Consider the following 13,672-nt stretch of genomic DNA (forward strand, 5'->3'; position numbering starts at 1 on the left):
CTCTGGTTAGAGCGGGGTTCGCGGCCTATGAAAAGACCATGTTTTCCCAAGATATCGCGCACCTGGCGCAACAGATTGTCGCAACAGCCAGCGCGCGCGGCCTGATGCTGGCGACGGCCGAAAGCTGCACGGGCGGTTTGGTGTCCGCTGCAGTTACGGCCATCCCCGGTTCGTCAGCGGTCCTGGATCGCGGCTTCGTCACCTACAGCAACGAGGCTAAGGCCCAGATGCTGGGCGTGTCGCTGGAAAGCCTGTCCGCCCACGGCGCCGTGTCGCAAGCCGTCGCGGTGGCCATGGCCGAGGGCGCCGTGGCGCACTCGCGCGCTTCTGTGTCGGTATCCGTAACAGGCGTGGCCGGACCGGGCGGCGGATCGGTCGATAAACCCGTGGGTCTAGTCCACTTCGCGGCGTCAGGCCCACAAGGCGTCGTTCACCGTGTCGAGCGGTTCGGCGACCTCGGCCGCGACGACATTCGCCAAGCCAGCGTTCGTGTGGCGCTGGAACTGCTGGCGGATCGGCTCGCGTGAGCGACCCTGTCGTCATCGACGCCAGGGGTCACCACTGCCCTGTTCCCAGCCTGAAGCTGATGAAGGCGATGGAAACGGCCTCGCCCGGCACGCGGATCGTGCTGCTGGCCACCGATCCGATGGCCCGGATCGATGTGCCGTTTCTGATGTCTCAAAAAGGCGGCCGCGTGCTTGGTATCGAGGAGGCCGAAGGCTTTCTTCGTTTTACGATCGAGACCGGCGCCCGGCCCGACGCTCCGACAGATTGACGACATCGGCCGGCGGCGTGTCGGAGATCGCGCGCGCCTTGGCCGCCAGTTCCATCTCGGTGGCGAAGGCGCCGCCGTAGAAGATGGCGTTGACGTTCCACGACAGCCAGATCAGCAGCACCACCACGGCGCCGACCGATCCATAGGTGGCCCCCAGCGGCGCAATCTGCTCGACATAGATGGCGCATAGCCAAGACGACACGACGGACATCAGCGTCGCCACCAGACCGCCCGCTGTCGCGGGCAGCCAGGCGACCGGCGTCCTGTGGCTCATGGCGTAGCGGTAAAGCAGCGTCAGCCCGATGACCAAGCCGATGGCGGGCAGGAAGGCGTCAAGCGGCGCCATGCCGCTTCGCCCGGGCAGGCCGGCGGCCGACGACGAGGCATGCGCCATGATGCGCACGGTCACGACCGCGCCCGACACCACGGTGAACAGCGCAAAGGCGAAGATGGCCACAAAGAAGGCCAGCAGATTGAACTTGAAGAAGCCGTGCGGCTCGGTCTCGTCATGGATCAGGTTCAATCCCGCCAACAAGGCCTTGAAACCTCGATGCGCGGCATAGGCGCCGACGAACAGGGCGAAGGCGCTCTGAGCGGAAACCGTCCGCGCCGACGCATTGCTCAAACGCGTTATTTCGCCCTGAAAAATGGTCTGCGCCGCCTTGGGCAACAGGTCCGATAGCGCGGTCGCCTGGGCGCTGACCTCGCTGATCGACAGACCCAGCTTGTAGAAGCCGATCAGGATGGCGATCGCCGGGAACACGGCCAACAGGGCGAAGAAGGACACGCCGCCCGTATAGAGCATGACGTCACGCCCCCAGCTGCGGGTGAACGCTCGCACGGCCAGCCCGCCCCAGAACCCGGGCGCTTTCAGGACCGACCGTGTCAGTTGCTCACTCAAATCGGTCCCCACAACCATTGCACAAGCGGCGGAACCTAGCGGAATTCGTCTGCGGCGAAAGTCTCATCCGCGTGAGGACGATCATTCGCGATCCGGCCGCATCCCTTTGGCGGACGACATTGCATCCTTAACACCCTCGTCGCTATGGTCCGCGCGTTTCCGGCCGGCTATTGGCGCGGCGACTTTTGGAGGCGATCGGCTTGGCTTTCGACGCGCGCGTATTGATCCTGGCGGCTGACGATGGCCGGATCGGGCCGCTCGCTGCGGGTCTTGATGCACTGGGCTGGACGACGGTGACCGCCCGTGACGTCGTCTCCGCTGAGATGACGCTTCAGGACTTTCCGCTCGAAGCCGCCGTCATCGACATCAACACCTTCGACGCCGACGTGGCGTCACGCCTTCGCGCCGCCGCCGAGCCGCGTCGCCTGCCCATCGTGGTCATCGGCGCCCGCCCTGATTCGGTGAAGGGTGCGGATCTGACCATGTCCACGCCGCCGCATCCGGCCCAGGCCGCTTTGCGTCTGGAACAGCTGGGCCGAGCCGCCATCGCCGAGGAAGAGTATCGACTGCGCGTCACCACCTTCGCCACGCGCGGGGTGGGTCTAGATAAGCGGACAGACGACGATGGTCCCTTGCGTGTTCTGGCCGCCGGCGTCGCCGACCGGCGCTTTCTCGCCCTGTCGAACGCCCTCACCGCGGCCGGGGTCGAGGTGGTCGCGGCGCCGACGCCCTACACCGCCTTCGACTATCTGCACGAAAGCCCGTTTGACGCCGCCGTTCTGTGGGGCGCCGAAGACCATGCGCCGGCCCTGTCCATCGCGGCGGGCATGAAGCGCAACACGCGCCTCTATCACATCCCGCTGATGCTCTATCTGCGCGGCAGGAACGAGATCAGCCTGGCTGAACTGTTCAATCGCGGGTTCGCAGACGTCGCCTCCGCCGACACGCCCGAGGGCGAAACGGCCGAGCGGATCCTGGCCCTGGCCGGCGCGCACCGCATCCATCTGGGCATCCGAAAGACGTTGGACTCGGTCCGCAGCCTGGACGTGATGGACCCGGAAACGGGCCTGTTCACGCCCGAACTTTTCGCAAGCCACCTAGGCCGTGTCGCCGAGGCCTCGCGCGCGCGCAAGCGCCCGCTTTCCGTCTGCGTCCTGAGGGTGCGCGAAACCGAATCCGTCACCTGGGCGCGTCAGGGCGGTTGGCTGGATCGCGCCATGCCGCAGATCGGGGCCATGGTTTCGCGCCTCGTCCGTGTCGAGGACACCCCTGCCCGCTTGGCCAAGGAGGTCTTCGCCCTGGCCCTGCCCGCGACCCACGCTGAACCGGCGCGTCTGGCCGCAGAGCGAATCGCCGCCGTGATCGGCTGCACCGCCTTCGACGCCGGCCCGGACCGGTCGCCGTTCGTCGCCGAGTTCGACGTCGGCGCCGCCGAAATGCGTCCCGACGAAAGCGCCGCCGCCCTTTTGGAACGCGCTTCGGCCGACCTGTTCGAAAAGACGCGCTGAGGGGCTTTACGCCCCCGCCACCCGCGCCAGATCGGCGGTGATCCGTTCGGCCACCTTCAATCGCTCTTCCGCCGTCGGCCAATCGCCTGAAACGACGATCTTCTGATCCGGCCTGATCTTCCAGAAGGCGTGGTTCTTCTGGATCAGCCCGACAAGTCCCGCCGGATTGGGGAAGCTGTTGTCGCGCAACGTCAGCACCGCGCCGCGAGGCCCGATGTCGATCTTCTCGATGCAGGCCTTGCGGCAGTTCGACTTGATGCCAACGATCTTCAGCAGTTGCTGCGCCTCATCCGGCAAGGGCCCGAAACGGTCGATAAGTTCGGCGGCCAAGGCTTCACGATCCTCGGCCTGTTCGGCGTCGGAAAGACGGCGATAGAGGCTCAGACGCACGTTTAGGTCCGGCACATAATCTTCTGGAATTAAGACAGAAGCCCCGACGTTGATGGACGGCGACCAACCACGATCCACGGCCTGTCCCTCGCCCTTCTCGCGCAACTCCGCCACGGCGTCTTCCAGCATCTGCTGGTACAGTTCGACGCCGACCTCGCGGATGTGGCCCGACTGTTCGTCGCCCAGCAGATTCCCGCCGCCGCGCTGGTCCAGATCGTGGCTGGCCAGCTGGAAGCCGGCGCCCAGATTGTCGAGCGACTGCAGAACCTGCAACCGCCGCTCGGCCGACAGGGTCATCGGCTTGACTGCATCGGTGGTCAGATAGGCGAAGGCGCGGGCCTTGGACCGGCCGACCCGACCCCGGATCTGATACAGTTGCGCCAGGCCGAACATGTCGGCGCGGTGCACGATCAGGGTATTGGCCGTCGGGATATCTAGCCCGCTCTCAACGATCGTGGTGGAGACCAGGACGTCATATTCCCCGTCGTAGAAGGCGCTCATCACCTCTTCCAACTGGGTCGCGCTCATCTGGCCATGACCGACGACGAACTTCACCTCGGGAACCTGTTCGCGCAGGAACTTCTCGATGGCGGGCAGGTCCTTCAGACGCGGCGCGACGTAGTAGGCCTGACCCCCGCGATATTTCTCGCGCAGCAGGGCCTCGCGCACCAGCACCGGATCCCACGGCGTGACGTAGGTCCGCACCGCCAGACGATCGACCGGCGGGGTGGCGATGATCGACATTTCGCGGATACCCGACAGCGCCATCTGAAGCGTGCGCGGGATCGGCGTGGCGGTCAGGGTCAAGAGATGCACGTCGGCGCGCAGCGTCTTCAGCTTCTCCTTGTGCTTGACGCCGAAGTGCTGCTCCTCGTCGACGATGACCAGGCCCAGGTCGCGGAAGCCCACCTGTTCGCTCAGCACCGCATGTGTGCCGACGACGATCTCGACCGAGCCGTCCTTCAGCCCCGCGCGCGTCTCCGCCGCCTCCTTGGACCCCACCATCCGCGACAACTGACGCACCTTGACCGGCCAGCCGGCGAAGCGTTCGGTGAAGGTCTTGTAGTGCTGGCGCGCCAGCAGGGTCGTCGGCGCAACGATCGCCACCTGCTGCCCCGTCATGGCCACGACGAAGGCGGCCCTCAGCGCCACCTCGGTCTTGCCGAAGCCGACGTCGCCGCAGATCAGGCGATCCATCGGCGTGCCCTTGCCCAAATCCTCAAGCACATCGCCGATGGCGTTCAGCTGATCGTCGGTTTCCTCGTAAGGGAAGCGCGCGCAGAACTCGGCGAACAGACCCGGCGGCGGCCTGACCGCATCGGTCTCGCGCAGCGCCCGTTTGGCGGCCAGAGCGATCAGCCCCTCGGCCATGGCGCGCAGACGTTCCTTGGCCTTGGCCTTTCTGGCCTGCCAGCCTGCGCCGCCCAGTTTGTCCAGTTGGACGCCCTCGGAGTCCGAGCCGTATCGGGTCAGAAGGTCAATGTTTTCAACCGGCAGATAAAGTTTGCTCTCACCGGCGTAGAACAGTTCCAGGCAGTCGTGCGGGGCCTGCTGGATTTCCAGCGTCTTGAGCCCTTCATACCGGCCGATACCGTGATCCAGGTGAACCACCAGATCGCCCGTCGTCAGGGCCGACGCCTCCGCCAGGAAGTTGGAGGCGCGGCGCTTCTTGCGCGGCCGCGCCAAACGGTCGCCCAGGATGTCGGTCTCGGAAATGACCGCCACGGCGTCGGTGACAAAGCCATGCTCGACCGGCAGGATGCCGCGAAGATAGAGGTCCTTCGGCGCCGCCTGAACGTCGGCCCAGTCGCGCACGGCGACGATGTGATCCAGCCCATGATCGGCAAGCATGGTCGCCAGCCGCTCCGACGACCCTTCGGTCCAGGAGGCGAACAGCACCCGCTTGCCCTCGGCCTTCAGCGCCGCCGCGTGGGCCGCCACCGCCTCGAACAGATTGACGCTGTCCTGCGCCCGCTCGGCGGCGAAGGTTCTGCCCAACCGTCCGCCGGCATCCTCGCCTCCCGTGGAGAAGGGCGTGAAACGACGCACGGCGCGACCCGCCAGCGCCTGGTTCCAGTCTCCGGCGTCCAGATAGAGCCGCTTTGGCGGCAAGGCGCGATTGGCGCTGGCTTGTCCTTTGGCCCTGGCCGCCTCGGCGCGCGCGTCGTAGGCGTCCGCGACCAGATCCCATCGCTCGGCGCGGGCCGTCTCGACCTGATTGTCGAGGAAGATCGCCGCGTCGTTCGACAGATAGTCGAACAGGCTGTCCAGCGTCTCATAGAACAGCGGCAGCCACTGCTCCATGCCCTGACGCCGCGCGCCCTCGCTGATCGTCGCATACAGCGGGTCGTCCCCCGGCGCGCCGAACAGGTTCAGATAACCCGTGCGAAAGCGCGAGATGGCGGCCGCATCCAGCAGCGCTTCCGACACCGGCGCGAGGGACACGGACGTCATCTGGCCGGTCGACCGCTGCGTTTCGGGATCGAAGGTGCGGATCGATTCCAGCTCGGATCCGAACATGTCCAGCCGGACCGGCTCCTCGAAGCCGGGCGGATAGACATCGACGACCCCGCCGCGCACCGCGAACTCGCCGCGCTCCGACACGGTCGAGGCCCGGACATAGCCGTTGGCGGCGAAATAGCGCTCCAGCGCCTGGATATCGAGATCGCGTCCGACCTTGGTTTCGAACCCGGCCTGTGTCGTGACCGACTTGGGCGGGGTGCGTTGCATGGCCGCCGACACCGTCGTCACGACCAGAACCGGCGCATCGCCGGGCTTGCGCATCGCCAGTCGCGTCAGCGTCGCCATGCGCTGCGCCGCGATTCCCGCCGTGGGGCTCAGTCGGTCATAGGGCAGACAGTCCCACGCCGGATAATCCAGAACTTCAATGTCTTTCGAGAAGAACTGAAACGCCTGAACGAAACTGCCCGACCTCTGAAAGTCGCGTGCGACGAACAGGCCGACGCCGCCGCCGGCCTTGACCCGTTCGGCGACGATCAGCGCGTCCAGCCCCTCGGGCGCGCCGCCCAGATCGGCGTCAATCCGATGTTCGACCTTGGCGTCCATCAGCCGATTCCCTTGCCGACTTCGGCCGCGACGTAGGCGCGCATGAAGGCGCGCACCTTGGCCATCACCGGCGTCTCGAACTCGGGGGGCGTCGGATCACGCTCGATGATCCAGCCGTAAAGCCACTGATCTTCCTCGTCGATCAGCCGCTCGAACTGGTCCAGTTCCGCATCGGTCAGGGTCGGCGCGACCTGATCGGAAAACGGCCCCAGCACCATATCGGCCTCGCGAAAGCCCCGCCGCCAAGCGCGGAACTGAATGCGTCCCAGCCGCTGCCTGCGCTCAGGCGTCATCTGCTCAGGGGTCATTTCGCTGTCGGGACGCGCGTCGATTTCGGCCACAAGAATCCTTGCCCGTTAGAAATGCCGATGCGCTCATGCAGCGATCCGCCGCGCGGAGAGCGATAGCGCATCAGGAATGTGAGAAGCGCAGATAGCGTTCCTGAACGCACTTCGCCACCCGTCATGGTCACGCTATGTTCACGGCGATGCGTCCGCAGATTCTCTTCCCCCTCTTCGCCGAGGTCTCGACCCTTAAGGGCGTGGGCCCTCGCGTCCTGCCTCTGGTGCAAAAGGTGGCGGGCCCGCTGGTCCGCGATCTGCTGTTCCTCAGCCCGTCCGGCGTCATCATGCGCCGCCCCGCCGAGGCCGCCACCGCCGTCGATGGCGAGGTCGGCGTCTTCACCGTGACCATCGACCGCCTCTTCACGCCCAGCCGTCCCGGCGCGCCTCTGAAAGTCCGGGCCAGCGATCCCACGGGCTTCGTGCATCTGGTCTGGTTCGGCGGCTCGCCCCAGCACATCGACCGGCTGTTGCCGCGCGGCGAGACGCGGTTGGTCGCGGGAAAGGTCGAAAGGTTCAACGGCGAGGTCCAGATCGTCCATCCGGACATCGTCTCGCAAGACAAGGCCGCCGACATTCCGGCGTCCGAGCCCATCTATCCGGCCACGCAGGGCCTCAGCTCGCGCCAGTTGCGTAAACTGGTTCAGGCCGCCCTGCCCGCCGCGCCCGACCTTCCGGAATGGCAGGATCCCGCCTGGCTCAAGAAGCAGAATTGGCTGGGTTGGCGCGCCGCTCTGGACGCTCTGCACGCCCCTACAAGCGAGATGGACCTGTCGCCCGACGCCCCCGCCCGCCAGCGCCTGGCCTATGACGAGTTCCTGGCCCACCAGTTGGCTCTGGCCCGTCGTCGCCGCGCCCGCGAGATCCGGCCCGCCCCCGTTATCGCTCCCGGCGCAGCGCCCGAACACCTGCTCCAGGCCCTGCCCTTCCAGCTGACCAACGCCCAGGCCCAGGCCGTCACCGAAATTCGTCGTGATCTGGCGTCGGGCCAGCAGATGGGCCGATTGCTGCAAGGCGATGTCGGCTCGGGCAAGACCGCCGTCGCCGCCCTCGCTCTGGCCGACACCGCTGCCAGCGGTTTCCAGTCCGCGCTCATGGCCCCGACCGAAATCCTGGCGCGCCAGCATTACGAGAAGCTCGGCCCCATGCTGGACGCAGCCGGCGTCGCCGCCATCCTGCTCACCGGCCGCGACACCCCGGCGCAACGGCGCGAGAAACTGGCAGCCCTGGCCTCGGGTCAGGCCCAGGTCGCCATCGGCACCCATGCCCTGTTCCAGGACGCCGTCCGCTTCGACTGCCTGGCCCTAGCCGTTATCGACGAACAGCACCGGTTCGGCGTGAACGAACGTCAGCGGCTGCAAGCCAAGGGCGACCCGCGTCTCGGCGCCGTGCACCTGCTGACCATGTCGGCTACCCCCATCCCCCGCACGCTGGAGCTGACGCAGTACGGAGAGCTAGAGGTCAGCCGCCTGCTGGAAAAGCCGCCCGGCCGCACCCCCGTCACCACCGCCGTCCTGCCCTTGGCCCGCATCGGAGAGGTCGCCGCTCGCCTGAAGACCGCCGTCGAAAGCGGCGCCCAGGCCTATTGGATCTGTCCTCTGGTTGAGGAATCCGAGGCCATCGACCTGGCGGCCGCCGTCGATCGCGCCGACGATCTGCGACGCCTGTTGGGCGTGGAGGTCGGCCTGGCCCACGGTCAGATGCCGGGCGCCGAGCGCGAGGCCGTCATGGCCGACTTCGCCGACGGCCGCCTGCCAGTTCTCGTCGCCACCACGGTGGTCGAAGTCGGCGTGGACGTGCCCAACGCCTCGATCATGGTGATCGAACACGCCGACCGCTTCGGCCTGGCCCAGTTGCACCAGTTGCGCGGCCGCGTCGGTCGCGGCGCCAAGGCCAGTTCCTGCATCCTGCTATATGGTGGTCAGGACGGCGCCTTGGGCGAGACGGCGAAAGAGCGGCTCGAAACCCTGCGTCGCACCGAGGACGGTTTCGTCATCGCGGAGGACGACTTCCGCCTGCGCGGCGGCGGCGATCCCGTGGGCCTGAAACAGAGCGGCTTTCCCGCCTACCGCTTCGCCGACCCGATCCGCCACCGCGGCCTGATGCTGGCCGCCGCTGATGATGCGCGGCTCATCATGAACCGCGATCCTGATCTGACGTCGGAACGCGGCCAGGCGGTGCAGGTGCTGGAAGAGCTGTTCGACTGGAAAAACCACAAGGTCGGCGCGAGCTAGCCGATCACTCGGCTCCAGCCATCGAATCCGACCTCGACGTTTTCGGGAACAAGCGCCGACAACGCCTTGTAATCCATGTCGATATGCAGATTCGTCAGCACCGCGCGCTCCACGTCTGCGGCGGCGATCCACGCCAGGGCCTGGTCCAGATGAGCATGTGTCGGATGCGGCGCATAACGCAGCGCATCCACGATCCAGAGCTTACAGCCAGCCACCGCCGCCAAGGCCGCCTCGTCCAGATCGGACACATCGCTGGAATAGGCCACGTCGCCCAACCGATAGCCGACAGAGCGGATCGGCCCGTGCGCCTGGTCGAAAGTCGTCACCGGGATCGCGCCGCCTGCGCCCTCGACGGACCAGGCTACGCCGTGCTGCGGAATGATCCGTCCGTCCAGCAGCGGCGGATAACCGAACTTGCTCTCGAAGATGTAGTCGAACCGATGCGTCAGCGAGCCGTGGGTAGCCGCATCCATCCACGCCGGAATGCGCTTTCTCGCCCGCGCAGCGAAGGTGCGCAGGTCGTCGATGCCGTGGGTCTGGTCCGCATGATCGTGGGTGTAGAGGACCGCATCCACATGCTTCGTACCGCTGGCCAGCATCTGTTCGCGCAGGTCCGGCGACGTGTCGATCAGGACGTTGGTCACCCCCTCCGGCCCGGTCTTCCTCGCCAGCATCGAACAGCGCGTTCGCCGGTTCTTGGGCTCGGCCGGGTCACACGCGCCCCAGTCGCCGTCTCCGCGCGGCACCCCGCCCGACGACCCGCTGCCCAGAATGACGACTTCGAAACTCATGCAGGCCTGGGTATCCGGTCAAAGAGGCCGAAGAAGGCCTCGGTCGTGATGCGGTCCGCCTCCTCGGCGCTCCAGCCTCGGATTTCGCCCAGCTTGTCCAGCACATGGCGGATGTAGGCCGGCTCGTTGCGCCGTCCGCGATGCGGAATGGGCGCCAGATAGGGGCAGTCGGTCTCGACGATGATCCGGTCGCCCGGCATGTCGCGGATCACCGCCCGCACGTTCTCGGCCGCCTTGAAGGTCGCGATGCCGGAAACCGAAAACCAGGCTCCCATTTCAGCAGCAGTTTTCGCCAGTTCCGCGCCACTCGTATAGCAGTGCATCAACATCTTGAACGGCCCCGCGGCATATTCCTCGCGCAGGATCGACGCCATTACGTCGTCCGCCTCACGCGTATGGATCACCAGCGGCAGACCGGTCTCGCGCGCCGCCGCCACATGCTGCCGGAACACCGCCGCCTGCACCTCGCGAGGGCTGAGATCGTAGTGGAAGTCCAGACCGCATTCGCCGATCCCGACCACCTTGGGCCGCTGGGCCAGTTCGATCAGGGTCGCCGTCGTCAGGTCCGCCGCATCCCTGGCCTCGTGCGGATGGACCCCGACCGTGCACCAGATGTCGTCATTGGCCATGGCGATGCCGTGCGTCGCCTCGAAGGTCGTAAGCTTGTCGGAGATCTCGACCATCAGCCCGACGCCCGCCTCCCTCGCGCGCGCGATCACGGCGTCACGGTCCTCATCGAACTGGGGTGCGTGCAGGTTCACATGGCTGTCGATCAGCATCAGCCCATCCGCTCCTGCTGGGCCTGAACCCGCTTCAGGTCCGCCAGCGCGCCGGCAAGCACATCGGCCTTGTCCAGGTTCAGTCCCGCCGCCCGTTCCGGCAACGGCTGCAACCGCTCCCATAGTTCGGCCCATCGATTGCCTGCGCCCGGCGCGCTCTGCAAGGCGCGCATCCGCACCGCCGCGATCAGCCGGTCCATCAGGGTCTCGAACCGCTCCTGCCCCTCGGCGCCGCGGAACCGGTCGGCGATGGCCAGAGCTTCGGCCCGGTCCACTTCGCCCTCGACCCAGCGCCGCGCCAGCTGGTCCATCTCAAACGTCGCGCCCGACGCCAGGGCCAGGGCCGCGCCGGGCGATCCGCCCGCCATGATCGCCGCATGTTCGGCGTCCTCACGCTCTGCGCCCGTCCGGTTGCGCACAAGGGTCTCCAGCCGATCCGGCGCCCAGATCGGAAAGCTCAGCCGCCGGCACCGCGACCGGATCGTCGCCAGCAACCGCCCCGGCGCATGGGTGACCAGAAACAGCACACCACGCTCGGGCGGCTCCTCAAGAACCTTCAGCAAGGCGTTGGCGGCATTGAGATTCAGGTCATCTGCCGCATCGATGATCGCCACCCGAAACTGGGCTTGCGACGGGCTCTTTGAAAAGAACTCCGGCAATTCGCGCGACTGATCGACCGAGATCGACTTCTTGGTCTTGCCCCCTTCGACCAAGCGTTCCAGCACCAGAAGATCCGGATGCGACTGGGCCGAGATCAGCCGGCTGACCGGATCATCGCGCCGCGCGCCCAGCGGCCCGGACGCCGGATCGGCCGCCGCGCCCAGCAGCCGTCGCGCCGCCCGATAGGCGAAGGTCGCCTTGCCCGTCCCCTCGACCCCGCACAGCAGCCAGGCGTGGTGCAGCCGCCCCCGCTCCCAGGCGTCCAGAAACGCCGTCTCCGCCGCCGCATCGGGAACCAGGTCGAACCGGTCGCGGGGGTGATCGTCGCTCACAGCAGCCGATCCTGAACCGCCTGCCAGACCCGCGCCTCGACCTCGTCCAGCAATCCGACCGCGTCGATCAGCACGCAACGCTGCGGATTGGCCTCGACGATCCTCAGAAAGCCCTCGCGCAGCCGCTGATGGAACTCCAGACCCTTGGATTCGAACCGCGTCTCGAACAGGCCGCGCCCGAACGCTCGCTCCAGCCCGACCTCGACCGGCAGGTCGAACACCAGCGTCAGGTCCGGCTGGTCGTCCCCGACCACGCCCGCGTCAATCTGTTCGATGAAGCTTTGGGCCACGCCGCCGCCTGCGCCCTGATAGGCCCGGCTGGAATCGGCGAACCGGTCGCACACCACCCAGTCGCCGGCCGCCAGCGCCGGACGGATGGTCCGCTCCAGATGGTCCGACCGCGAGGCGTACATCAGCAAGGTCTCGGTCATGGCCGACCACGGCTCCGCGTCCGTGGCCACCACCAGATTGCGGATCACCTCCGCGCCCCTGGAGCCGCCCGGTTCACGCGTGCGCACGACCTTGCGCTCGCCCAGCGTCGCCTGCAGCCGGGCGACCAGCCGCCCGACCTGGGTCGATTTGCCGGCGCCCTCGCCGCCTTCGAAGCTTATGAATTGTCCACGGGTCACGCGCCTTCATGGCGCGCCGACGCCGCCCGGCGCAAGCCCGCCCGCGCGATCAGCTGCCGGATATCAACAGGGCGCCCGCATAACCTCGCGCCACGACCGACTGACGCGCCGCCTCGGCGGCATTGGCGCTGTCCCACGGCCCCACCACCACATTGAACCGCCCCGCGCCCCGATCGGCCCGCACCCAGCCGCTCAGGCTGTCAGCGATTCGCCCGGCCTCGACCTGGTTCGAGAAACTGCCCGCCTGGACCCAGAAGGTCGTCACCTCCGCAACCACGGCCGGCGCGGGGGCGATAACGGGCGTGCTGACGGGCGTGTTGGCCGGAACCGCGCCTCGCGGCGTCGGCGCTGACGCCCGCAACAGCGTGCCCCCGCCCTGCTGCGGCGCCCGGCCGAGGTAGCGCACCCTCACCCGTCCCACGCCCTGCGACAGCATCCCCAGTTCGCTCGCCGCCTCGCGCGACAGGTCGATGATCCGGCTGTCCACGAACGGCCCGCGGTCATTGATCCGCACCACCAGCCGCCGCCCGTTCTCCAGGTTCGTCACCTCGACCAGACCGGGCAGAGGCAGGGTCTTGTGGGCCGCCGTCAGGGCATGCATGTCGAACCGCTCGCCGGTCGAGGTCGGCCGCCCGTTGAAGGCGTCGCCGTACCAGGACGCCATCCCGACCTCTTCGTAATCCGGCTGTTCCTTGGGCGTGTACCAGCGCCCGCGCACCTGATAGGGCCGCATCGTTCCCGACACGATCGGCGCAGGGTCCTTGACGACCGGCGGACGGTCCTCGCCACGCCCGGCGACCGCCCCGCGCACGCCCGCGCCGCCGACGGTGGAACAGGCGGCCAGCAGCGAAAACAGCCCCAGGATCAGCGCGCCGCGCACTCCCAATCCAAACGTCATCGACCCGCCTCGCAAAAAATACGAAAACAGGATGACCGAAGACATTTCCGCTTTGGTTAATGACCCGTTCGCCTGCTATGGCGTCCGCCTCCGCTGCGGCGGCAAGGAAGTGTGGCCGAGTGGTTTAAGGCACTGGTCTTGAAAACCAGCGACGGTGAGAGCCGTCCGTGGGTTCGAATCCCACCGCTTCCGCCAATTCCGCGTTTACATTGGTTTCATTAAATAAAATGCCATTTGCCACTCACCCCACCTATTTGGTGACCGATTGCTGCGCGTTCCACACATAGGCCGCGCGGCCAGCTCGCGCAGAATATTTTAGTTGGATAAGGCGGGGGTTTAGGTCGCCGAGACGCGCAAAGACCGCTCGC

At 67.0% G+C, this 13,672-nt stretch carries 12 protein-coding genes and 1 tRNA gene; 5 read left to right on the forward strand and 8 right to left on the reverse strand.

Going from position 1 to position 13,672, the window contains the following annotated elements; all coding sequences use genetic code 11:
* Positions 1-38: 38 nt before the first annotated feature.
* Complete coding sequence (locus GGC30_RS01120) at positions 39-527, forward strand: CinA family protein (RefSeq protein WP_194943496.1); 489 nt, start codon at positions 39-41, stop codon at positions 525-527.
* Positions 524-775 (forward strand): sulfurtransferase TusA family protein, encoded by a 252-nt coding sequence (locus GGC30_RS01125; protein ID WP_370451813.1) that lies wholly within the window; start codon positions 524-526, stop codon positions 773-775. The genes GGC30_RS01120 and GGC30_RS01125 overlap by 4 nt, the downstream gene beginning before the upstream one ends.
* Here the strand turns inward: GGC30_RS01125 and GGC30_RS01130 are convergent.
* Positions 732-1,580, reverse strand: coding sequence for a YihY/virulence factor BrkB family protein (locus GGC30_RS01130; RefSeq protein ID WP_370451826.1), 849 nt, complete (start codon positions 1,578-1,580; stop codon positions 732-734). The two genes, GGC30_RS01125 and GGC30_RS01130, sit on opposite strands and share 44 nt — an antisense overlap.
* 296 nt (positions 1,581-1,876) lie before the next feature.
* Between GGC30_RS01130 and GGC30_RS01135 the strand changes: the two genes are divergently transcribed.
* Complete coding sequence (locus GGC30_RS01135) at positions 1,877-3,184, forward strand: diguanylate cyclase domain-containing protein (RefSeq protein WP_174085031.1); 1,308 nt, start codon at positions 1,877-1,879, stop codon at positions 3,182-3,184.
* A gap of 6 nt (positions 3,185-3,190) precedes the next feature.
* On the opposite strand, the gene mfd is transcribed toward GGC30_RS01135, so the two are convergent.
* Together mfd and GGC30_RS01145 are read right to left on the reverse strand one after the other, a co-directional pair.
* On the reverse strand, positions 3,191-6,640 hold the full coding sequence (gene mfd / locus GGC30_RS01140) for a transcription-repair coupling factor (RefSeq protein WP_153922031.1): 3,450 nt from the start codon (positions 6,638-6,640) through the stop codon (positions 3,191-3,193).
* Complete coding sequence (locus GGC30_RS01145; RefSeq protein WP_370451814.1) at positions 6,640-6,981, reverse strand: succinate dehydrogenase assembly factor 2; 342 nt, start codon at positions 6,979-6,981, stop codon at positions 6,640-6,642. Before GGC30_RS01145 ends, mfd begins: the two co-directional genes overlap by 1 nt.
* A gap of 146 nt (positions 6,982-7,127) precedes the next feature.
* Here GGC30_RS01145 and recG point away from each other — a divergent pair, with 146 nt between their 5' ends.
* Positions 7,128-9,215, forward strand: a complete 2,088-nt coding sequence (gene recG, locus GGC30_RS01150) for an ATP-dependent DNA helicase RecG (RefSeq protein WP_153922034.1) — start codon at positions 7,128-7,130, stop codon at positions 9,213-9,215.
* Here recG and GGC30_RS01155 read toward each other — a convergent pair.
* The 5 genes from GGC30_RS01155 to GGC30_RS01175 are packed head-to-tail and all read right to left on the reverse strand — an operon-like array spanning position 9,212 to position 13,304.
* On the reverse strand, positions 9,212-10,006 hold the full coding sequence (locus GGC30_RS01155) for an MBL fold metallo-hydrolase (RefSeq protein WP_153922037.1): 795 nt from the start codon (positions 10,004-10,006) through the stop codon (positions 9,212-9,214). The genes recG and GGC30_RS01155 overlap by 4 nt on opposite strands.
* The gene (locus GGC30_RS01160) at positions 10,003-10,785 is read right to left on the reverse strand and encodes a TatD family hydrolase (protein ID WP_153922040.1); all 783 of its coding nucleotides are present in this window, start codon (positions 10,783-10,785) and stop codon (positions 10,003-10,005) included. The genes GGC30_RS01155 and GGC30_RS01160 overlap by 4 nt, the downstream gene beginning before the upstream one ends.
* The gene (locus GGC30_RS01165) at positions 10,785-11,777 is read right to left on the reverse strand and encodes a DNA polymerase III subunit delta' (RefSeq protein WP_370451815.1); all 993 of its coding nucleotides are present in this window, start codon (positions 11,775-11,777) and stop codon (positions 10,785-10,787) included. The genes GGC30_RS01160 and GGC30_RS01165 overlap by 1 nt, the downstream gene beginning before the upstream one ends.
* Positions 11,774-12,406 carry a dTMP kinase gene (tmk, locus tag GGC30_RS01170; protein WP_370451816.1) on the reverse strand — a complete coding sequence of 211 codons (633 nt, stop codon included), beginning with the start codon at positions 12,404-12,406 and terminating at the stop codon, positions 11,774-11,776. Before tmk ends, GGC30_RS01165 begins: the two co-directional genes overlap by 4 nt.
* Before the next feature lie 49 nt (positions 12,407-12,455).
* Complete coding sequence (locus GGC30_RS01175) at positions 12,456-13,304, reverse strand: septal ring lytic transglycosylase RlpA family protein (protein WP_194943497.1); 849 nt, start codon at positions 13,302-13,304, stop codon at positions 12,456-12,458.
* 105 nt (positions 13,305-13,409) lie between these two features.
* On the opposite strand from GGC30_RS01175, the gene GGC30_RS01180 reads away from it, so the two are divergent.
* Positions 13,410-13,499 (forward strand) — tRNA-Ser (locus GGC30_RS01180).
* Positions 13,500-13,672: the final 173 nt, after the last annotated feature.

Source organism: Brevundimonas sp. SPF441 (genome assembly GCF_009661015.1).
In the GTDB taxonomy this organism is placed as follows: Bacteria; Pseudomonadota; Alphaproteobacteria; order Caulobacterales; family Caulobacteraceae; genus Brevundimonas; species Brevundimonas vesicularis.